This is a genomic window from Bacillota bacterium (assembly GCA_012842395.1).
GTDB lineage: Bacteria > Bacillota > SHA-98 > UBA4971 > UBA4971 > UBA6256.
Map to the genome: position 1 here is coordinate 240,874 of DUSX01000009.1, position 21,472 is coordinate 262,345.

Genomic DNA, 21,472 nt, shown 5'->3' on the forward strand with positions numbered 1-21,472 from the left:
ACGATCGCAACGTCACGGCCGCCAAGCGCGCGACGCCAAGCGAGCCAAATGACGGCTGCGATACAGTAGCCACAGCTGCCACAGCATGGTACCCGCGGTGTTCGCATGATGACCATGATGCCGGGCAGGGCCCGGGGCGCAATGGCGAAGAGGCGAGGGCCGGCGGGTGAGGAGAACGGGTGAGGGGAAAAGGTATAGTCTGATACTTGGTCTAGGCCCGGTTAGGCGGAACCGCAGGTGGGAACGCACACCGTGGCAAGTTGTGACAAGGGGGCAGGAGCGGTGGTTCAGGACGCACTGGGGATGGTTGAGACCAAGGGCCTCGTGGGGGCCATCGAGGCGGCCGATGCGATGGTTAAGGCGGCAAACGTCGTGCTCATCGGCAAGGAGTACATCGGCGGCGGGTATGTAACGGTCATGGTCAGGGGCGACGTAGGCGCGGTGAAGGCTGCGACAGACGCGGGCGCAGCCGCTGCTGCGAAGGTTGGAGAGCTCGTGAGCGTGCACGTCATCCCGAGACCTCACACGGACGTCGACGCAATCCTTCCGAGGGTGTAAGGCCTGGCCCATCGCCGGCCGAGAGAGCCCGGAGCCGGTGTCGGGCGGTGGAGGCAGGTGGAGATGGACTACGGCTCGATTGACGACCTCATAGCAAAGTGTGTGAGGGAGCTTGAGGCGAGGGGCTTTGCCGTTCCCGGGCTACAGCCGCTACAGCCCGGACCGGTGCCCGGCCCAGGTGGTGATCCACTTTTCGCCCAAGGGCGTGGCGACGTAGAACGGCGACGAGGCGAGTTGTTCGTGCCGGTAGGTGTCTCAAACCGCCACGTGCATCTGTGTGCGCAAGATTTCGAGACGTTGTTCGGGGCTGAGAGCGCCAAGAGCGGCCTTTCCAAGCTACGAGATTTATCACAGCCAGGCCAGTATGTTGCGAAAGAGATGGTCGCCCTCGTCGGGCCTAAAGGGAGCATCCCGAGCGTGAGGGTCTTGGGCCCGTTACGGTCGAGAACCCAAGTGGAGATAAGCCGAACCGACGGGTACATATTAGGAATCTCTCCGCCGGTCCGTGACTCGGGCGACCTTGACGGATCGGCTCCCATAACCCTAGTTGGCCCGGCCGGTGCTGTGAACCTTAAAGAAGGCGCGATCATCGCGACTCGCCACATCCATATGAGGCCACAAGAGGCGTCTTCGTGGGGCCTCCGGGATGGCGACCACGTGGAGGTGGAGGTTGCGGGGACGCGGGGCCTGGTGTTCAGGGGCGTGCTGGTGAGGGTGAGGGAAGACTTTCGGCTCGAGATGCACGTCGATACCGACGAGGCCAACGCGGCGCTTCTGCGAAACAGCGACATGGTCAGGGTCGTCGGGACGGGCCGGGTGCCAAGATAGCCGCACGACGATGGCGCTCGTGAGAAGCACGGCGGCCCCAAAAGACGTGAAAGAGACGAGATGATTTGAGCCTCGAAACGGCTCTGGAGGGGTAAGCCCAGTGGGTCTAGCGATAGGTCTCGTGGAATTCGCCAATGTGACCAAAGGCATAGAAGGAACCGACGCCATGGTCAAAGCGGCCGACGTCGAGCTCTTGCTGGCGCGGCCCACCTGTCCCGGAAAGTTCACCACCCTTGTATCCGGGGACGTGGGCGCGGTGAAAAGCTCGATCGCGGCGGGGACTGCCGTCGGCGCCGAATCGGTAGTGGACGAGTTCGTCCTGCCAAACGTGCATCCAGGCGTGTTTCCCGCCATAACCGCGACGTCCGACGTGCGGGAGGTGAAGGCGCTCGGCGTAATCGAGACCTTCACGGTCGCATCCGCCATAGTCGCGGCTGACGCTGCTCTCAAAGCTGCGGCGGTTGAGGCCATCGAGTTGAGGCTCGCCATCGGGCTTGGCGGCAAGTGCTTCGTCACCCTTACGGGAGACGTGGGCGCGGTGCAGGCAGCAGTGAGCGCGGGCAGCGCCGATGCAAGTGCGAAAGGGCTTTTGGTCTCTCGCGTGGTGATCCCGTCGCCGGCGAAGGAGCTCGTCGCGGCTCTGCTGTGAAACGGGGGTGCTCGAGTGCGTGCGGTGATCACCGAGGCTGAACTGAAAAGACTCGCTCCAGCCTCGAGGGTCCTCGTGCCCCGGGGCGCGATCGTGACTCCCGCGGCCAGGGATTACGCCAAGGATAATGGGATCGCATTGGTCGGGACAACCGGCGAGGGCGTCTTCGGGGTTGCAGATGCCGGGATGGAAGTTGGCGTGCGACGGAACTCCAAAATGAACGCCGGTTTGCTCGAGGCACAGTGGCAGTGGCGACCGGACGCGGACGTGCATGAGGTCATGGAACGAATACTTCGGGCTGCCGCGGCGAAGCTGGGGCCTCATGCCACTAGGGAGACTCTTGGCAGGGTTTTGATTGCCGTATTGCTCCGATTAGGTTATGCGGTTGGGGTGTCGGGTGGGCTATCAGGGATTACGTCGCAGGACCGGTGAAAGGGGGTGAACCCAAGTGGCCATGGAAGCTCTGGGAATGATTGAGACCAGAGGGCTCGTCGCGATGATAGAGGCCGCTGATGCCATGGTTAAGGCGGCCAATGTTAGGCTCGTAGGCTGGGAAAAGATCGGCGGCGGGTATGTGACTGTCCTGGTGAGGGGAGAAGTGGCGGCATGCAAGTCGGCCTGCGAGGCCGGTGCGGCGGCGGCCGCCAAGATCGGCGAGGTCGTGTCGGTGCATGTCATTCCGAGACCGCACTTCGATCTCGAGGGCAAGTTGCCCATTTCCCTGCCGGAGACGAAAAAGGAGAAGGGCCAGTAGGGCTCTGCCGACCTCCGGGACCGGGCGCGACGACGGCTGCCGGTTCCGCAATGAATCTGCGACTGTGCGGTCGCGCCCGGTGACGTCGAGGGCACGCGGGCCCACTCCCACATGAGTGTAGCCCGGTTGAGCTGAGAGGGGGAATCTCCTTGATCGCCTGCAGAGTGGTGGGCACCGTGGTTTGCACGAGAAAAGACGAGAAACTCGTCGGTTCGAAGCTCCAAGTCGTTGAGCCCATATCCCTGGCCGACCAGTCCCCGGATGGGAAACCACTCGTAGCGATAGATACAGTCGGAGCGGGCGAGGGCGAGATCGTGCTCGTCGTGAGCGGAAGCTCGGCCCGCCAGACGTCCAGGACACAGAACACGCCGGTAGACGCGGTCATAATGGCGATCGTGGACTCCATCGAGATGGGCGGCAAGATCGTCTACCGAAAGAGCCAAGTCGACGAGAGCTGACGCGGCGGCAGGCCCCCTCCGGCGGGTGCGGCCCGAGGACAGGCGTCGCCAGACGGCTCACGTGACCGGGGCGGGAGCGCCAAAAGGCGCGAGCGACAGACTTTGCGGGCGTGGCGGACGCGGGTTGGTCGGTTGAGCTCTTGAGTTTTCAGGTGGTGGAAGGATGGCATCCGCCGCGGTGAGGGACATCATACAGGCGATAAAGGATGCGGGCGTCGTGGGCGCTGGTGGTGCGGGGTTTCCGACCCACGTTAAGCTGTCCGCGACCGTCGACACGGTGATTGCGAACGGCGCCGAGTGTGAGCCGCTGCTGGAGGCGGACCTCGCGGTGATGGCGCTCGAGCCCGTGAAGGTGTTGGAGGGGCTCAAGATCGCCATGGCTGCCACCGGTGCCACCAGAGGGTACGTGGCGGTCAAGAAAAAACGCGAGAGCGTGCTTCGGGCGATGACCGAGCTCGTCCAGGGGGAAGAAGGAATAGAGGTATTCGCCCTCGATGATGTGTACCCCATCGGCGACGAGCACGTGCTCGTACACGAAGTTACGGGCCGCTACGTCCCGGAAGGGGGCCTGCCTCTTGAAGCTGGCGTCGTGGTGAGCAACGTGACCACCCTGGCGAGCGTGGCTGACGCGGCCAAGGGCCGTCCGATGATCTCGCGCTACGTAACCGTGGCGGGGGCTGTTGCCCGGCCGATCACGGCAAGGCTCCCCATAGGTACCTCAGTTGCTGACGCGATCGCGCTTGCCGGAGGGCCCCAGACCGAACGGTACAGGGTCATCATGGGCGGGCCGATCATGGGCAAGCTTGCGCCCGACACGTCGGCCGTGGTGACGAAGGTTACCGGCGGCATCATTGTGCTTCCTGCGGACCATCCGCAGGTAAAGATGAGAGAGAGCGACATCGGCACCATTATACGGCAGGCCAAGGCCGCTTGCTGCCAGTGCATGAGCTGCACCGAGACGTGCCCGCGGCACCTTCTTGGGCACAGGATAGCGCCGCATCTTATCATGCGAGCAGTGAGCATGAGCCCTGGGGCGCCACCGGACGCGGTCGCCAGCGCTTGGTTGTGCTCCGAGTGCGCGGTGTGCGCCACGGTAAGCTGTCCTTCGGGTCTTTCGCCGGTCAGGGTGAATCAAGCTCTCAAGGCGTCCATGGCCAGGAAGGGTCTGAGGAATCCGTACCACGAGAAGGGGATCGTTTCGCATCCGCTGCGAGGGGCCAGGCGAGTGCCTTCGTCGAGGGTGATAACGAGGGCGGGCGTCGGTTCTTACGCGGCACGCCCAGGGACGAGTTATGCCGAAGCCGGCCGGACTGCCCATTATAGCGCAGGCACAGAATGCCTGTCCGAGGCGTTTGAGCCCGACAGGGTGATCATCCCCTTGCTTCAGCATGCGGGCGCTCCCGCGATGCCGTGTGTCAAGGTCGGAGATGAGGTGCGCAAGGGGCAACCCATCGCAGAGATCCCCGAGGGCAAACTTGGGGCGAGAGTCCACGCGAGTATTTCCGGGCTGGTCAGCGATATCGGCAACGCCATAACGATCGTGGCCGGGAGGCGCGGATGATGAGGATAGTCATAGGCAGCGATCACGGAGGTTTCGACTTGAAGGAGGACATCAAGGCCTACCTGGCCGAGCTTGGCCACGAGTGCGTTGATTACGGAACACACAGCAAGGAGCCTGTGGATTACCCTGACTTCGCTTTCCTGGTGGCCGAAGCTGTGGCGAGGGGACTTTTCGAGCGAGGTATCATCGTTGACGGTGCGGGCGTAGGCTCCGCCATGGCGGCGAACAAGGTTCCGGGCGTGAGATGCGCTCCTTGCCAGGACATATACACCGCCAGGAACAGTCGTGAACACAATGACGCGAACGTTCTTGCCCTGGGCGACAGGGTCATAGGCAAGGGCGTGGCCAGGGAAATAGTGAAGGTGTGGCTCGCCACCGAATTTGCGGGGGGAAGGCACCTGCGCCGTGTGGAAAAGATCATGGAGATCGAGCGCAGGTTCCTTTCTCGGGGCAACTGAGATCAGCGAAGGGGACGACAGGCAGGCGAGCTACAGGCACGCGAACGCGCGGACCGGGGGCAGACAGTGTCGACCCGGGGTTCGCGCGACTGGTGAGAGGTGATCGTCCTGTTCATAGCGAGAGTGGTCGGAAAGGTAGTCGCTACTCGCAAGGACGAGAAACTGGAGGGCGTGAAGCTGCTTATCATCGAGCCGTTGAAGCGGGACGGCACGCCTTCCGGGAAGCCGTTGGTTGCCGTGGATAGCGTCGGTGCGGGCGCAGGCGAGATAGTGCATGCGGTGAAAGGAAGAGAGGCGTCGCTGCCTCTGCCAAAGGCAGGGGCTCCCGTTGATGTTGCCATCGTGGGGATAGTGGACCGCATTTTCCCGGATGAGGGAACACCCAGGTCCTGTCGCTAGGAAGCGGGCGCCGGCGTAAGGCAAGGCGTCGTCGTGCGTGACCTTCCGGCCCGTCCGGTGTAGACCGGTGGCTGACGCGCTCGAGGTGGGGCTGTGGTAATCGGCAGGGTTGTCGGGTCGGTTGTGGCGACCCAGAAGAACCAGAGTTTTGTCGGGTCCAAGATGCTCCTTGTGCAGCCTTTGGATCTCGACGGCAATGATTACGGCCAGGAGATCCTGGCCATCGACACGCAGGACGCGGGGCCTGGCGATATCGTTCTTGTCGTGAGTGAAGGCAATTCCGCCCGGCAGGCCATGGGAAAGAGCGACGCGCCCATAGATTCGGTCATCATTGGGGTCGTTGACATCGTTCGCATATCTCGGCGTTTCGAAGGGAGGTAGGCCGTACCTCGCTCGCGCACGCGGCCCAGGCCGGGCGCGATACGGCATGGTTGGATGGGAATTGATGAGTTGATCGAGAGGGTCACCGACGACGTGATAGCTGAGATGAAGAAACGAGGCGAGATCCCACAGGTGACACCGAGTCAGCCCGGGGCGTCCCCAACTCGAGGGGTCTCATCCGCTGCGGGATCGGGGGACGGCCCGAGAGTGCTCGTGATCTTGGCCGGCGACAGGACGCTGCTTGAGAACGCGCTGGTCCAGTTGGGACGAATCGGTGACCGCGGGCTCTCTGTTGCGTGTCTTATGTCCGCGGAAGCCAAGGAGTCGTGCGGCCAGAGCGCCGTATCAGGGGCGCTGGGTCGGGTGTCCTTCGTGGATGAACGAGACGCCCTGAGTGCGGCTTCATGTGCTGATGTTGCGGTGGTCCCGGTCCTTCCCCTCCACGTGGCGGCGCGCGCGGCGCTGCTGACTGGCGACGACGCAGTCACAAACGCTATCGTCACGATGCTTGCGCAAGGTAAGCGGGTCTATGCCGCAGCCGACTCGTTACAGCTGGCAGCCGGCCGAATGGACGGTGGAAACGGTGGGCGGGTGGGGCAGAACTTCGCCCTCCGCAGGCAAATGGACGAGTACCTCAAGAGACTCCGGGAATACGGCATGATAGTCGTTGACTCCAAGGACCTCGGGCATGAACTGGAGCGCGGGCTCCGTATAGTGGGTGCGGCGCGTTCGGAAAGCGCGGGCCCGTCGACGGTTTTCACTGGGGGCGCCCCTGTCCCCGGTGCTGCGGCGGAGGGCCGATCGGGGACCCGGACCGGCAGTGCGGACTCATCAAAGTGCTCGAGGCTTTTCGGCGAATGCTCCGCATGTGGGAAGTGCGTCCAGGAGAATCCTGACGGCACGGCGAGGATAGTCGAAGCGGGGGCGTCGCGGATTGCCGCCGCGCCCGGCGTCGGCGCGATTGCCAGCGATGTGGCCGCCATGATAGACCATACGCTACTGAAGCCTGACGCCACGCGAGACCAGATCGTCAAGTTGTGCGAAGAGGCGAAGCAATACGGTTTCGCGTCGGTTTGTGTGAACCCCACCAACGTGAGCCTCGCGGCGAGCCTCCTCAAGGGTACACCCGTGAAGGTGTGCACTGTCATTGGCTTCCCGCTCGGAGCTACGACTCCGACCGCGAAAGCGGTGGAAACCCGCGATGCCATAGCAAACGGCGCGACCGAAGTGGACATGGTCATCAACGTGGGGGCCCTCAAGTCAGGCGACTACGACCTGGTCAAACGCGACATCGAGGCGGTGGTGGACGCGGCCCGCGGCAAAGCGATCGTCAAGGTCATCCTTGAGACGGCGCTTCTGACGGACGAGGAAAAGGTGAAGGCCTGCCTGCTGGCGAAGATGGCTGGAGCTGACTTTGTGAAGACTTCGACCGGCTTTGGCCCCGGCGGCGCGACTGTCGAAGACGTGAGGCTCATGCGCAAAGTGGTCGGCAAAGAGATGGGGGTGAAGGCCTCCGGCGGCATCAGAAACCTTGAATCTGCGCGCAAGATGATAGAGGCGGGGGCTTCGCGTATAGGCGCTAGTGCTAGCGTTGCGATCGTGAAGGGTGAGTAGAAGCGACAACGTGCGCGACAACGTGCCACATGCCAGCGTGCCAGATGCCGGCAGAGGTCAAACGTGGCGGCCGCGCAACCCTGAGCACAATGAGGGATCCGCAGTGGTCCGCGGTTAGCGCGTGCCTACCAGCCGAACCTCACGTGGAACCACCTCTTTACGAGCTCGACCATGACAAGGTAGGCCGAGACCATTCCGGCGAGAACGAGGAAGAACGCCGGCGGAAGAGGCGTGAACCCGAAAAACAGACCGACCGGGGTATACGGTATCGCTACGCCGAGCCCGACGGCCGCAAGCGTCGTGAACCATAACGCGGCGCTTGCCTTGCTTTTGAGGACGCTTTGCCGTGAACGGATGACATGGATGACCAGGGTCTGGGTGGCAAGCGACTCGACGAACCATCCGGTCTGGAAGAGCGCAGCTCCCGCGTGGAATAGTCGGAGCATGACGAGATAGGTCAGGATATCGTAGAGAGAGCTGATCGGGCCGAAGATGAGCATGAAGTTCCTGATGAACCCGACATTCCATCGCCGCGGTCGCGCTATGTAGTCACCGTCCACGCGGTCAGTTGGGATGCTCACCTGCGAGAAATCATAGAGCAGGTTGTTGAGCAGTATTTGCACCGGCAGCATGGGTAGGAAGGGCACGAGCACCGATGCCGCGGGGACGCTGAACATGTTCCCGAAATTGGAGCTGGTTCCCATCATTATGTATTTCATCGTGTTCGCGAAGGTCCGGCGCCCCTCCACTATGCCATTCTCAAGGATGTCAAGGCCTTCCTCCATGAGGACGATATCCGCAGCTTCCTTTGCCACGTCGGCGGCATTGTTGACGGAGATCCCCACGTCGGCCGTGCGCAGCGACAGCGTGTCGTTGATGCCGTCTCCCATGTAGCCGACGACGTGCCCACTCCGCTTCAGGACGGTGATCACGCGGCTCTTCTGCTCCGGGCTGAGGCGTGCGCAGATGGTCGCGGTCTCCAGCCGCGAGGCGAGGTCCTCATCGCTCATGAGATCCATCTCGTGTCCCATGAGGACTCCGCCGACCTTGAGCCCGACACGTTCACAGATTTGCTCTGTGACGAGCTCATTGTCACCCGTGAGGATCTTGACGTTCACCCCGAGCCTAGCGAGTTCCTCGAGCGACTTTGCCGCGCTGGCCTTGGGAGGGTCTATGAACGTGACGTAACCTGCGAAGACCATGTCGGTCTCGTCGTCTCTGGAATATACGTTTCTGTTGCTGTCGATGCGCTTGTAGGCCACTGCAAGCACCCGGTAACCATCCCGGCTCAACTCCGTGAAGCGGTCGTACGCCAGACGCTTGAGAGCAGGGCCGAACTCGACCGGCTTTCCGTCCACTTCCGCTAGAGCACACACATCCAGGAGACTCTCGGGAGCGCCCTTGGTTATCAGGATACGCTCGGCGTCTTTTTCGGCGACCACCGACGTGCGCTTACGGACGAAGTCGAATGGGATCTCATCCACCTTGGTGTATCCGTCAAGGCTGCTTTCCTCATGTGCAGCTATCGCCGCATCCATGGGATTGCGCAAGCTGGCCTGGAAGGCGCTGTTGAGCCTGGCCAGCTGGAATGCCCACTCGGAGGGCTTGCCGCACAGGTCGACATGGCTTGCCAGGACGAGCTTACCCTCGGTCAGCGTGCCGGTCTTGTCGGTACAAAGGACATCCATGCTTCCGAGGTTTTGTATGGACTGCAAGCGCTTCACAATCACTTTCCGCCTTGCCATCGCGGCTGCACCGGCCGAAAGGGTTATCGTGATTATCATGGGCAGCAGCTCTGGCGTGATTCCGACCGACACCGCCACGGCGAACAGGAGGGATCGCAGCACTCCACGGCCAAGCCCTGCGTTCAGCACGAATATGAACAAGACCAGGACCACGATGACCTTGACGAGGAACGAGGTGAACCTTCTGATGCCGTGCTGGAACTCGGTCTCCGGTCTCTCGACCGAAAGCGTCTTAGCCATCCGCCCGAGTTCGGTTTGACCGTTCGTTCCCACCACGAGGGCGGTCGCGGTTCCACTTACAATGTTGCTTCCGAAAAACACCGCGTGGTTCATGTCCGGAATGGAGAAGCGCAGCGCGGGCTCGCCGCACGGCGTCTTCTCGACCGGGAACGACTCCCCTGAAAGCAGAGCCTGATCGACGAAGAAGTCCCTTGCATAAAGGACTCTTGCGTCGGCCGGCACGATGTCTCCCACACCCAAGCGGATCACGTCTCCGGGCACCAGTTCTCTCATGGGCACCTCGATCGTGTTGCCGTCCCGGATCACCGTAGCGGTGATCGCAACCTGCCTCGCCAGCTTCTGGGCTGTCTGCTCGGAGCGGTGTTCCTGGAAGAACTGAAGTGTAACGCTGAGCAACACCATCACGCTGATGATGATGGCGCCGCGTGGTTCACCAAAGAAACCGGAAATGGCCCCGGCCACGATAAGGACCACGACGAGAGGGTCGGCGAAAAGCCTGAGATAAGCAAGCCAAGCGGGAATCGCCCGTGGCCGTGGAAACTCGTTGGTGCCGTATTTCTCAAGGCGGGAGGCTGCTTCTTGGCTTGAGAGGCCGTCTTTCGTTGCCGCAAGACGCGAGAGGAGCTCCTCTATGGGAAGGTTCAGCAGGTGCCTCTGTGCTGCCTCGGTCGAGTGATTGTTGCGCCCGTTCCTAGTGTAGGAGTACATGATAAGCGCCTCCCTTCGGATCGGGGAAGCGCCTGCGACCTACGACCGGCAGGCTGCGAAAGGCATAGCACAGCCCTGCTACGGCGACGATCTTCCTCGATTCGAAGCAAGTTCAGCGTAGGTTAACAGGTTACTACTACTTCCGTCGTCTACCATCGACGGTTCACCTCTTCACTGACCATGTTACGACTGCGTTCGAGAGGTGTCAAGCTAAGGTCTTACTCGAGTCAAACAACATGAGCAGGGGCGGAGGCGCTCCCCCCTGCTCTCTATTCGGAAGCGGTTACGAGATTTGCCCAGAGATGCGGGCATCTATCTCTCCGTGTTACTGCTGGAGTCCTGTGGTGGTGAACCCAGCCTGCTGCCCGACGTTCTGCTGCGCCGGCATTCCGCTGGGCAGGTTATACGCACCGGTGGTCGTGCCGAGGTTGGCGCTGGCGCCGAGCCCGGCCCTGAAGCCCGCTCTCACGTTGAGCGCGCTCTGCTCGACGAGCGATCTCTCAGCCGCCTCGATCATCCTCTTGACCATGTGGCCACCGACCGCACCACACTGAGCGGACGGGATGTTGCCCCAGTACCCGCCGACTATCTGGTTGACGGGGAAGTTGATCTCGTTCGCGATCTCGTACTTCCACTGATCCAGGGCGTTGCCTGCCTCAACCACGAGAGCGCGGTTCCTCTTCTGTCCGCGTGCCATTTCAGTTTCACCTCACTTTCCTTTTCTGCTGGTAGTATTGCCTTAGGGCAAGACTGTATGTTAGCGAATGTGTGGCACGGCTACATATGATGTTCCATTGAGGTTGCAAACCGAGTCCCCGCCTCGACCTGCGAGAATACTGATAAACGAGGACATCAGGGAGGACCTGCAGGAATTCGTGGCGAAGTAACATGGCCGGGGTGCGTCCTGCCGCGGTGCACTAATCGCTTCACAAGGAGGTAGTTTCAACACAGTGCGATTGCTGTTGCAGATGTTTTGGTCTTTCTTCAAAATCGGCGCGTTCACGTTCGGCGGCGGCTACGCCATGGTTCCTCTGATACAAAAGGAGGTTGTTGACGCGAGGAAGTGGGTCGGGAACGAGGAGTTCATCGACATGCTCGGCCTGGCGCAGACTGCACCGGGACCTGTCGCGGTGAACACCTCGGTCTTCGTGGGATACAAGACAGCCGGGTTTGTCGGGGCCATCGTGGCGGTTTTGGGCGCGACCCTCCCGTCTTTTCTAGTCATTCTCGCCGTGGCCATTTTCTTCTCGGAGATCAGGCATCTTCCGGCCGCCGAGGCCGCGTTCGGAGGTGTGCGGCCAGCGGTCGTTGCGCTGGTGGCGGGCGCTGCATATAAGATAGGCAAAACCGCGATCCGCGAGGTTCGCGGCGTCATCCTCGGAGCACTTGCGCTCGTCGCCATAGCCGTTTTCGACATCCATCCGATTCCAGTCATTGTTGGATCGGCAGCCATCGGGTATTTCGTGTTTCGAAGAGACTTCGAGGTTGAGGCCGGAGCCCAGCCCAATGCCGAGGCCGATGCCAAGGCCAAGGCCAATACCAATGCCGATGCCAAGGCTCAGAGCGTGCCCAGGCTGGGGCCCGAAGGCGAAGCCGACGACTCGCCCGGGGCCCGAGGCGCCTCGCGTCGCGGAAGCGCTGGTGTCCGGAACGAGGATGGTCTCCGAGATCAGGACAAGGTGGTTGACAAGCAGTGATAGTTCTGCAGCTGTTTCTAACATTCGCTAAGATCGGCCTCTTTACATTCGGCGGTGGATATGCCATGATACCGCTCATCCAGAAGGAGATCATCCAGGCCCACGCGTGGCTGACTATGAAGGAGTTCATGGACATAATCGCCATAGCGGAAATGACGCCGGGGCCGGTCGCGGTCAATTCAGCCACGTTCGTTGGGTACAAACTGGGAGGCGTGGCTGGGGCCGCTGCGGCGACGGTCGGCGTGGTATTTCCGTCGTTTGTGATCATCGTGGTGTTTGCTACACTTTTCCTGAAATACAAGGATGCGCCAGCAGTGAAGGCGGTGTTCAAAGGGCTTCGCCCGGCGGTGACTGCTTTGATAGCTGCCGCTGCCATCTCCCTCATCAGAGCCGCTTTCGTGGATGTCGCGGGGCCGGTGATCGCTGTCGCCGTCCTCGTCGGCATGTTCAAGTTCGACCTCAATCCCATTCTCGCGATAGTCTTGGCTGCTGTCGCTGGAATAGTCATCTATCTTTGAGCGTAGGTTGAGCGTCGATTGGGCTGAGCGCTGAGCGTCGATCAAGCATTGATTTGGCGCGGATCGCGCGGACTTGGCGTCGGCTGTGCATCGAGTGAGGGTCGACCGAACATGTCCACTAGGCATGTCAACTGTACATCGAGCAAGTGTCCGAGCCTCGGGTGAGCGTCAAGTCAAGTGAGCGTGGGCTCACACCCAGGTCCCGTGAAGTCCACGGTGCATCACGCGACACGAGCGACACGAGCGACATGGGCGACACGACATGACTCGGCACGACGCGATACGAGTTGAGGCCCCGCCACTAATTGGCCCTTGTCGGCCGTTGAAGGAGCGTCACCGGTATGTCTTGCAGTAAGTTGGTTGATTCCAGTTTAGCCCCGTTCGTAGACTTCCATGTTCACTCCACGTTTTCTCCTGACGCGGAAGACACCGTGGAAGCGATGTGTGAGGCCGCGGTGCAGGCTGGGCTGAATGCGATCTGCTTCACGGACCACGTCGACTTCGAGCCGAGGGATGCTAGCCACGGCTACCTGCGTTTTGACGCATACCGGAAGGCCTTGGAGGAAGCCGCGGCGAAATGGCAGGGCGTCCTGGAGGTGAGGATGGGAATCGAGGCCGACTACCAGGTTTGGTACACGAACGAGCTCCGGGAGTTTCTCTCAGGCCGTAACCTGGATTTTGTTCTCGGGTCCGTCCACTGGGTCGAGAGCCTGTCCGCGACAGGGGAGGTCTTCGATCGCTATGGACTTGAAGAGTCCTGCCGCCGCTATTTGCAAAACGTGTTGGGGCTCGCCCGGTCGGGGTTGTACGATTCCCTCGCTCACCTCGATTTCATCAAGAGATATGCTTTCGAAAGATACGGCAAGGCTCCCCTCGAGGCGTTCGCGGACGAGATCGAGGCCATTCTGAAGGCGCTCATAGATAATGGGACCGCGTTGGAGATAAACACGTCGGGCCTCAGGCGCCCGGTTCATGAGACTCTCCCGGGCGTGGAGACGCTCAGGCTCTACCGCAGGCTGGGAGGTGAGCTCGTGACGTTCGGGTCGGACGCCCACCGCGTGCAGCACGCCGGTTTCGCCATACCTTACGCAGTCGATCTCGCGAGGTCCATCGGTTTCCGGTATGTCACTGTTTTCCGCGGCAGAAAGCCAGTATTTATCAGTTTAGAGTAATTGTGGTTGGGCACCCTCTTGCTGCGAGCGAATGGCAGCATAGGGCAGCGGCGGCCGGCATCCAGCACGACCCTCTCATAGCCTGCTTCGAAGCCGGGAATCATATGTGTACCAGGTGAGAAGGGGGGACTTGCGATGCCGGCCAGGAAGAATCGGCCTGCCGCGAAGGGCGCGAAACGCCCGCTCGACGTGCTGAAGTTCGAGGTTGCGCGCGAGATGAACCTTCCTCAAGAGGTCTATCAGCATGGCTACTGGGGCAATCTTTCGTCCAGGGAATGCGGTGCTGTCGGGGGGCGCATGGTCAAGAGAATGATCGAAGCAGCCGAGAAAGCCATCGCCGAGCAAGTGGCAGCCGAGGCTGTGGCCGGATTCCGGTCCGGCCTGGGGCTACCTCTGACTGGTGGCGGCGTGACCGACGCCGTTGAGCCCGGCACCACGAGCCGGGTGCGCGAGGCCGAAGGGGAGACCTCACCCGAGGTCTGAAGAGGTGCCTAAGGAGGCTGCCACAAGCGGTCGACGTAAGCAGCCGTAACCAGCCGCAAGGAGCGGTGACCAACCGTAACCAGCCGCAAGCAGCCACAAGCAGCTGCGCATCCCAGTCCCGCGGCGCATGCGCGCCTGCACAGCGCGGGCTGCGAGGTCAGCCTGTGGGTGGGGCTGCGCAGGCTTGCCGCGCCGTGCAGGGCGGGTCGTTCAGGATGGGTGTAAGGTTGTATGCCCCATCCTCCAGGCACGAGGCATGGCGGGCGCGCTTGCGGCGCGCCTCGTTTGACGCCTTGTTCGAAGGTGGAGAGGTTTTCCCGGTCTGGCGAGGGCGTCTCTATAGAGTAACCAAGTTATGTCCTCTCCATGCATTCCCTCGTATGCGTTCTGCGCGTGGTGCAAGACTATAAGCAGAAAGCGCGAAGGGTGGTGAAGAGGAATGGCACGAGGCGCGGCCAGAAGGAATCGCCCAGTTGTCCCCAACGCCCTCGCGGCGCTTGACAGGTTCAAGTATGAGATAGCCAACGAGCTGAACCTGCCCAGCAACATCATCAACTCGGGTTACTGGGGTACGCTGCCTTCCGCTCAGTGCGGGGCTGTTGGTGGACACATGGTGCGCAGGATGATCGAGGCCGCCGAGCGGTCCCTGGTTGAGGGAACGGTGGCCGGTGTGAGGGCCGGGTTCCAAGCCGGGCTCGCTCAGCCTACTAGTCAGCAGCCCACCCAAACCGGGTACGGCGTCGGGCAGGCTCAGGCAGGCTACAACCAGCCTCTCCCGATGTAGGCGGCCCACGTAAGCGGTCCAAGTTTGTGAGTGCGTCACGGAAAGGCGCCCCTTCATTGCGAAGGGGCGCACTCGCTTGTCGTTGTGTTGCGTTTCATCGTAACGTCCGTCGGTCTCCAGACTCCTCGCCCGTCCCCAGCTGTCTCCATCTCAGCGGCCTTGAGACCCGTTCCCAAGGTTCGTCCCATCCCCAAGCTGCGGCTGCCGGTGCCGGGCGCGTAAGCCATGTATTCATTGGGAATACTGAGATCGCTGCCGGCACAGCCGTGGTCGTCCGCGCCGCGTGCAGACCGTGCATCCCCGCATGGCACAGAGCTGACCGCGTATATACGCCCGGACACGGAGACGTATCGGAGCTTAGACCGCGTTGGGACCGCGCTTGGACTGCGTTCGGACCGCGCTCGGACGACCACAAAGGGACGTCATTCCGGCGGTCATCCCGGGTCCCATGAAAGCACGCGGAAGTCCCCCTTCCTGGACGGCGTGGGCGCGATCGCCACGGGGGCTCCGGGGAAGGGGAAACGGCGGTCTGGGGAATGCGAACCCGATTGAGAAGGAAGGAGCACGCAAATGAAGAAAGACGACAGAAGAGAGTATCCAAGGCTGCCAGATAATGCAGAGCAGAGCATCAAGTGCAGACAATGCGGAAACATGTTCGAAATCGACGGGGCATCTACGGAGGAGATGGTTTCGTGTCCCGTCTGCGGGGCCTCCATGAGCGTCGCTGACTCCCTGCGCATGAGCGCTTCTAACGAGGAGTATTAGGAGCTCGCTTTCGGGGGCACGAAGCGGTAAAACGCGTCGAGATGGGCACTGGCGGCTTCACCGTGCACCGGCTCGGCTATGGCGGCCGCGCATGTGCAGTTGCGGGCTTTCGGCCTGCTGTGTGCTGTCGACGCGGAAGACGTCCACATGTGGGATCTACACGGGGGATTGAGAAACGTGGGGAAGCGGATCTTTGTGGTGGGTGGCGTTGCCGGCGGGGCAGGCGCAGCTGTGAAGGCGCGGCGAGTGTCCGAGGACGCGGACATAGTGGTCTTGGAGCGCACGCCTTACGTCTCATGGGCGAATTGCGGCCTGCCCTACTACATAGGGGGGATCATCCGGCAACGAGACGACCTATTCGTCGTTACCCCGGAGCGCCTGGCCTCAAGGTTCAATATCGATGTCCGGACGCGTCACGAGGTCCTGGCGATCGACAGGGCACGCAGGAGGGTGTCTGTCCGCAACCTCGAGACGGGAGACGCGTGGGAAGAGCCCTACGACGCCCTTATCCTAGCCACCGGCAGCGAGCCCGCCCGTCCGCCGATACGCGGGCTGGAGGGCTGTTCCAGGGTGTTCACCCTCGTATCGATGGAGGACGGGGACAGGCTTCGAGGCTTTCTTGACGAGCGCAAACCGACCAACGCAGTGGTGATCGGGGGCGGGTTCATCGGCCTTGAGGCTGCGGACGCGCTTCTCGAGCGGGGGCTCGACGTCACGCTGGTGGAGATGATGGACCAGCTGTTGCCGCCGGTGGATAGGGAGATGGCCGAGCCCCTCGCGGCCCACCTGAGGGACAAGGGCGCCCGCGTGCTGCTTGGGGAGAAGGTCGCCGCAGTGACGCAACGCGGTGGCGCGGGCGGCGATGGTGCGGGCGCGAGCGGCCTCCAGCTGGAGTTGGCGAGCGGGGACACGGTTGCATGCGACTTCGTGGTGTCCGCTGCCGGGGTTACGCCGCGGCTGGACCTCGCTAGGCAGGCGGGACTTGCTATCGGCCGAGCCGGTGGCGTCGTTGTGAATGACAGGATGCAGACGAGCGATCCGAGCATATACGCGGCCGGGGACATATGTGAGATAAAGCACCTCGTGACCGGAAAACCGGTCCGCGTGCCGCTTGCCGGGCCGGCGAACAAGCAAGCCAGGGTTGCTGGCGCGAACGCCGCTGGTGGCAACATGCGCTACGCTGGCTCGCTTGGTACCATGGTTGTTAAGGTGGGCGACCTGAGCATAGCGAAGACCGGCCTTTCCGAGAGAGAGGCGTCCTCGGAAGGCATCCCGCATTATGTTTCATATACACACTCTCAACACCACGCCGGATACTACCCCGGCGCGCGTATGATGACCATTAAGCTCGTTGCGGACAGGTTCACCGGACGGCTGTTGGGGGCGCAGATCGTGGGCGGCGCGGGCGTCGATAAGCGGATAGACGTCATTGCCACGGCGATCCAAGCTCGCATGACGGTGGAGGACCTTGAAGACCTTGACCTCTCGTACGCCCCGCCGTATTCGTCGGCGAAAGACCCAGTCAACGTGGCGGGGTTCGTGGCCGCGAATATCCACAGGGGGGAAGTCGATACGATCGAACCTGACGATCTCATGGACCTCCTCGAGCGTGAGGAGATCCAGCTCGTGGACGTCCGGACCCCAGGCGAGCGCAACAGGTTGGGCGCAATCCCGGGGTCGCGCCTGATGCCCGTCGACGAGCTGCGGGCACGTGTCGGCGAGCTTGACCCACGCAAGAAGACCGTAGTATACTGCGCCGTCGGGTACCGCTCGTATCTTGCGTACAAGATCCTAAAGCAGCGGGGCTTCGAAAACGTCTCGCACCTGGCAGGCGGGTTTGACGCGTGGAAGATGTTTGGCGGGAAACGCTAGATCACTTGAGCTTCAGATTAGGATCCGCCGTAGGGGTGGGGCCAGACTGGCCTCACCTTTTCGGTACGTCCCACGTAGTTCCACGCATGTAGTCCCACGTATTCGGTGCGTCACGCGTGCGAGGGGACAGGTGGCGTGCGTCACACCTGGGCCACCTCGACTTTCCGGCGTCACGCGTCGGCAAGGCATAGGTTACGGACATCATCCTTCCTATGTTGCGCGTTCTGCGCGTCACACGTCGCTCCCGCCGAGTTCCAGGCGTCACGTCTGGCACTCGATTGGTGACCAGCGTCATGACGCATGCTCCATCTGTTACTTACGTCAAACGTCTCTTGCAAGAGGTTTCACCCCGCACCTGTCGACCCGGGACGGCTGACGCACATCACGCGCCCGTCCCGAGGCGTTCCACACACCAGCCTTCTGGCCGGACGCGTGGCGGATAGAACGAATCGCCTCCTCACCCGTCTCCCACAGCACCCGTCCAAGGGCACATGTGCCCTACGTCAGTCCTTCCCCCTTAACCGAGAGCCGGGCAGCCCCGGGCGCCCGCCCGGGGCGCGATGCGGGCGCCACGCTCAGACGGTGGACTCTCGTGCCGCGGAATCCGAGCCTTCCGCAAGAGCCTTGAAGAGCGTGAGGTAATCTGTGAGATGCCGGGTGGAAAGGAAATGCCGTCTCACATGGTCCTTCCCGCACGCGCCCATTTCCTGGGCTTTGGCGGGGTTTGCAAGAAGGTACAAGATCCTCTGGGCGCATTCCTCCACCGAGCTCACGAGAAAGCCGGACTTCCCGTCCTCGACCTGCAGCGGGATTCCGCCGACATTGCCAGCCACCACTGGGCGTGCCTTCCAGAGACCTTCCGAGACGGTCAAACCAAAGCCCTCTCGGACCGATTTCTGGACTACTACGTCTGCGGCGGTCTGGAACGCATTCACATCGGCATTGCCAACGCCGTTCAAGTTGGACAGCACGTGGACGTCTGGGTCTCCCGCAGCGTGTTCCACCGACATGCGGTAATATGCCATGCCCTCCGGATCGTCCGCCGCCATGGACCCGATCAGGGCCAGCTGCACCGCGGGGATCTCGTGCTTCACGATGCGGTACGCGTCAATCACCCCAAGCGGGTCCTTCCACGGATCGAAACGCGACACCTGCACGACGATGGGCCTGGACGGGTCCAGACCATATCCAGCGACGATCCTCTTGGCGGTCTGGAGCGGCATCTCCACGTTCTTGGGGCTTAGGGGGTCGATGGACGGCGGGATCACGGCTAGTCGGCGCACGCGGAGGCCCTCCTTAGCGTACGCCGGCATCGTGAATATCGCCGCGTCATAGCGCTCCACGAACGGCCGCAGGAGGCTCCACGCCTCTTCTGCGGGGCTCGAAAGGTCGATGTGGCACCGCCAGATCCACTTCGTCTTCGGTCCGAACTTGTCTCGAAGGTGGGCCGCAAGAGGGGCTGGCTGGGGATCGTGTACGATCACGAAGTCGGGGTTGCCCAGTCTCGAGAATGACGCAGCCTCCCGCTCGTTTACACCCAGGTACGTGTCCAGCCCTGACACGAGGTCCTGGCCTGCCATGCCTTGCAGCGCATTGTGCAGGGCCTTGGTGAACTCGAAGAATTCGGGCGGAGCTTCGATCACTGACCACGTGGCCGCAAGGCCGATGTCCTTCATCAGGGGCACGATCGTGTTCAAGATCTCAGCCACGCCTCCGCCGTAGGCTGTGGAGTTGATGTGAAGGACCTCCGCTCCTCTGAGCGGCTCGGCAAGCGCTCTTATCTCCTCGAGCACGCTTTCTCCCGCGACCTTCGCGTAATCATTCAGGGACCTAGTCGCAGTTCTGATCGTCCTTGCCATTCCGCATCGTCTCCGTAATCTCTTGACGTGTTTTCACGCATTCAAAATCTGAAAGAACCGCTGAATTCCATTTCACATTTTCGCACTCATAGGTGTTCACAGGCGCCTAGTGTCCAGTCATCTAGAAACCCATCCAACCATGCCCTTGACGTAGTACCGTTGCAGGAAAGCGAATACGAGAACGGGCGCGAGCATCACGATGATGGTGCCTGCGGTGAGAACCCCCCAATCGATGTGGTAGACCCCCCGGAGAAGCGGTATCCGCTGCGTGGCGAGAAGCTTCTCGGGTGAGTATATCAGGATGAGAGCCAGGAAGAAGTCATTCCAGACCCACATGAACTGGAGCACGGCCGCGGACACCAGGGCAGGGACGCACATGGGCAACACTACCTGGAAGAACACCCTGAAGTCCGACGCCCCGTCCACGCGTGCGGCCTCCTCGACCTCGATGGGGAGTGTGGAGAAGAAGTTCCTCATGAAAAACAGGATCCATGGGATCCCCCACGCGGAGTGGACCAAAACCAGCCCGAGAGGCGTGTCGACGAGCCCGAGGTTCTTCATTATCTGGAAGATCGGGACGGCGATCATCTGCTGCGGGATGGTCATGAGCATGACGATGGTGAGAAACAGGTAGGTTTTCACCGCAAACCTAAACCTCGCGAACCCGTATGCCGCAGTGGCCGCCACGAAGAGCGGGACGACGGTGCCCGGAAGCGCGATCTTCATCGAGTTGACGACGCCCTGGGAAAGCGGGGCTGCGGGGTGGTTCCACGCTCCGACGAAGTTGCGCAGCGTGGGCGTGAACGACTCGAACCTCCACCATCCGTGGATTATTTCGCCAAGCGGCCTTATCGAGGCCATGAGCACGCCGAGGAACGGGATGATCCACACGAGCCCGATCGCCCATGCCACCGCGTCCCTGGACAGCGCAGCGAGAGCTTTCCTTCGCACGTTCCCTCGCACGTTCTCCTCACCTCGCTTCCCGGGCGGACCTTATCATCATCGGGGCCGCTACAAGCGTTGTCAGCAGCATGAGCACGCACGCCACCACAGCCGCGTTATTCCAGTTGAATTCGCGGAACGCATAGAAGTACATTTGAAGCGCGAGCACGTTGGACGCTCCTCCCGGGCCGCCCATGGTGGCGGCGTAAACCACATCGAAGATCTTGAGGTCCCAGAGGAAGGTCATTGTCACGACCACCTCGGTTATGGGGCGGAGGAGCGGGAAGGTTATCCTGAAGAACATGGAGAGGGGCGACGCCCCGTCGATCATTGCGGCCTCGTACACCTCAGAAGGGATCGTCTCCAACCCCGCGGAATACAGCACCATGCCAAACGGGACCCAGAGCCACAGGGATCCCAGGATGAGCGACAGGAGGGCAGTCTCCGGATATGCAGTGAGCGTCTCTGGAGTGCCGCCGAACAGCCGCACGATGCCGGATACTATCCCTATGCTGCCGTCGAACATGAAGCGCAGGATGATCCCGCCCACTATCATTGGTGTGACCATGCCTAGGAACACTATGGACTTAATGATGGATCCGCCCCTCACGCCCCTAAGGACGACCGCGAGCGCAAGGCCCAGAAGCACCGTCAACGGAAGGTGAATCACGAGCCACATGAAATTGTGGATGAGCGCCCCGTAGGGGAACCCCCTCTGGAAGCCCCTTGGGTCCACCATCTCAGGCTGGCTCAGGACCTCGGCATAGTTGTCGAGACCAACGAAATCGCCCTTTGGTGAGAGGAAACTCAGCCAGACGGTGTTCACCACGGGATACACCACGAACGCCGCGAGCAACACCAGGGCTGGCACAAAGAAAACCAGGCGGAGTAACCTCTCTCGCATGTTCAGCGCTCCTCTCCTCGCCCGCGGCACGGTGGGCACGCTTTGCACGCATCCGCGATTTCCTCGGGCGGGTGCCGCCAGCATCGAGGCGGCGGGGCGCAGCCGGGCGGACGGCCGCGCCCC

General features: G+C 61.8%; 22 protein-coding genes and 1 pseudogene. 18 read left to right on the plus strand and 5 right to left on the minus strand.

Features of this window, described 5'->3' with window-relative positions:
* Window positions 1–282: 282 nt before the first annotated feature.
* From GX515_04480 to deoC, 11 genes are all read left to right on the plus strand, one after another.
* Window positions 283–558: a BMC domain-containing protein gene (locus GX515_04480; GenBank protein HHY32273.1), complete on the plus strand. Its 276-nt coding sequence runs from the start codon at window positions 283–285 to the stop codon at window positions 556–558.
* Between the two features lie 63 nt (window positions 559–621).
* Window positions 622–1,386, plus strand: coding sequence for a phosphate propanoyltransferase (locus tag GX515_04485; protein HHY32274.1), 765 nt, complete (start codon window positions 622–624; stop codon window positions 1,384–1,386).
* Window positions 1,387–1,486: 100 nt separating this feature from the next.
* On the plus strand, window positions 1,487–2,035 hold the full coding sequence (locus GX515_04490) for a BMC domain-containing protein (GenBank protein ID HHY32275.1): 549 nt from the start codon (window positions 1,487–1,489) through the stop codon (window positions 2,033–2,035).
* A 15-nt stretch (window positions 2,036–2,050) separates the two neighbouring features.
* The gene (locus GX515_04495; protein HHY32276.1) at window positions 2,051–2,467 is read left to right on the plus strand and encodes a hypothetical protein; all 417 of its coding nucleotides are present in this window, start codon (window positions 2,051–2,053) and stop codon (window positions 2,465–2,467) included.
* A gap of 22 nt (window positions 2,468–2,489) precedes the next feature.
* On the plus strand, window positions 2,490–2,789 hold the full coding sequence (gene eutM / locus GX515_04500; protein ID HHY32277.1) for an ethanolamine utilization microcompartment protein EutM: 300 nt from the start codon (window positions 2,490–2,492) through the stop codon (window positions 2,787–2,789).
* Between the two features lie 149 nt (window positions 2,790–2,938).
* Window positions 2,939–3,247: a EutN/CcmL family microcompartment protein gene (locus GX515_04505; GenBank protein ID HHY32278.1), complete on the plus strand. Its 309-nt coding sequence runs from the start codon at window positions 2,939–2,941 to the stop codon at window positions 3,245–3,247.
* 178 nt (window positions 3,248–3,425) lie between these two features.
* On the plus strand, window positions 3,426–4,808 hold the full coding sequence (locus GX515_04510) for an electron transport complex protein RnfC (protein ID HHY32279.1): 1,383 nt from the start codon (window positions 3,426–3,428) through the stop codon (window positions 4,806–4,808).
* Complete coding sequence (rpiB, locus tag GX515_04515) at window positions 4,805–5,266, plus strand: ribose 5-phosphate isomerase B (GenBank protein ID HHY32280.1); 462 nt, start codon at window positions 4,805–4,807, stop codon at window positions 5,264–5,266. The genes GX515_04510 and rpiB overlap by 4 nt, the downstream gene beginning before the upstream one ends.
* 108 nt (window positions 5,267–5,374) lie before the next feature.
* Window positions 5,375–5,665 carry a EutN/CcmL family microcompartment protein gene (locus GX515_04520; GenBank protein HHY32281.1) on the plus strand — a complete coding sequence of 97 codons (291 nt, stop codon included), beginning with the start codon at window positions 5,375–5,377 and terminating at the stop codon, window positions 5,663–5,665.
* Window positions 5,666–5,758: 93 nt separating this feature from the next.
* Complete coding sequence (locus GX515_04525; protein ID HHY32282.1) at window positions 5,759–6,046, plus strand: EutN/CcmL family microcompartment protein; 288 nt, start codon at window positions 5,759–5,761, stop codon at window positions 6,044–6,046.
* Window positions 6,047–7,006: 960 nt separating this feature from the next.
* Window positions 7,007–7,660: a deoxyribose-phosphate aldolase gene (gene deoC, locus GX515_04530; protein HHY32283.1), complete on the plus strand. Its 654-nt coding sequence runs from the start codon at window positions 7,007–7,009 to the stop codon at window positions 7,658–7,660.
* Window positions 7,661–7,785: 125 nt separating this feature from the next.
* Here the strand turns inward: deoC and mgtA are convergent, their stop codons facing one another.
* Both mgtA and GX515_04540 read right to left on the minus strand, forming a co-directional pair.
* Window positions 7,786–10,353, minus strand: coding sequence for a magnesium-translocating P-type ATPase (mgtA, locus tag GX515_04535; protein ID HHY32284.1), 2,568 nt, complete (start codon window positions 10,351–10,353; stop codon window positions 7,786–7,788).
* A gap of 325 nt (window positions 10,354–10,678) precedes the next feature.
* Complete coding sequence (locus tag GX515_04540; protein ID HHY32285.1) at window positions 10,679–11,050, minus strand: alpha/beta-type small acid-soluble spore protein; 372 nt, start codon at window positions 11,048–11,050, stop codon at window positions 10,679–10,681.
* 253 nt (window positions 11,051–11,303) lie between these two features.
* Here GX515_04540 and GX515_04545 point away from each other — a divergent pair.
* From GX515_04545 to GX515_04575, 7 genes and pseudogenes are all read left to right on the plus strand, one after another.
* Window positions 11,304–11,810: pseudogene (locus GX515_04545) on the plus strand (chromate transporter).
* Between the two features lie 236 nt (window positions 11,811–12,046).
* The gene (locus GX515_04550) at window positions 12,047–12,568 is read left to right on the plus strand and encodes a chromate transporter (protein ID HHY32286.1); all 522 of its coding nucleotides are present in this window, start codon (window positions 12,047–12,049) and stop codon (window positions 12,566–12,568) included.
* Window positions 12,569–12,909: 341 nt separating this feature from the next.
* The gene (locus GX515_04555) at window positions 12,910–13,740 is read left to right on the plus strand and encodes a histidinol-phosphatase (GenBank protein ID HHY32287.1); all 831 of its coding nucleotides are present in this window, start codon (window positions 12,910–12,912) and stop codon (window positions 13,738–13,740) included.
* A gap of 135 nt (window positions 13,741–13,875) precedes the next feature.
* Window positions 13,876–14,223 (plus strand): alpha/beta-type small acid-soluble spore protein, encoded by a 348-nt coding sequence (locus tag GX515_04560; protein ID HHY32288.1) that lies wholly within the window; start codon window positions 13,876–13,878, stop codon window positions 14,221–14,223.
* Between the two features lie 439 nt (window positions 14,224–14,662).
* Window positions 14,663–15,007, plus strand: a complete 345-nt coding sequence (locus GX515_04565) for an alpha/beta-type small acid-soluble spore protein (GenBank protein ID HHY32289.1) — start codon at window positions 14,663–14,665, stop codon at window positions 15,005–15,007.
* 570 nt (window positions 15,008–15,577) lie between these two features.
* The gene (locus GX515_04570) at window positions 15,578–15,772 is read left to right on the plus strand and encodes a hypothetical protein (protein HHY32290.1); all 195 of its coding nucleotides are present in this window, start codon (window positions 15,578–15,580) and stop codon (window positions 15,770–15,772) included.
* Window positions 15,773–15,949: 177 nt separating this feature from the next.
* Window positions 15,950–17,644: an FAD-dependent oxidoreductase gene (locus GX515_04575; GenBank protein HHY32291.1), complete on the plus strand. Its 1,695-nt coding sequence runs from the start codon at window positions 15,950–15,952 to the stop codon at window positions 17,642–17,644.
* A gap of 575 nt (window positions 17,645–18,219) precedes the next feature.
* Here GX515_04575 and GX515_04580 read toward each other — a convergent pair.
* From GX515_04580 to GX515_04590, 3 genes are all read right to left on the minus strand, one after another.
* Complete coding sequence (locus tag GX515_04580) at window positions 18,220–19,503, minus strand: glycosyltransferase (GenBank protein ID HHY32292.1); 1,284 nt, start codon at window positions 19,501–19,503, stop codon at window positions 18,220–18,222.
* Between the two features lie 117 nt (window positions 19,504–19,620).
* Window positions 19,621–20,364, minus strand: coding sequence for a carbohydrate ABC transporter permease (locus GX515_04585; protein ID HHY32293.1), 744 nt, complete (start codon window positions 20,362–20,364; stop codon window positions 19,621–19,623).
* Between the two features lie 109 nt (window positions 20,365–20,473).
* Window positions 20,474–21,349 (minus strand): sugar ABC transporter permease, encoded by an 876-nt coding sequence (locus GX515_04590; GenBank protein HHY32294.1) that lies wholly within the window; start codon window positions 21,347–21,349, stop codon window positions 20,474–20,476.
* Window positions 21,350–21,472 lie beyond the last annotated feature (123 nt).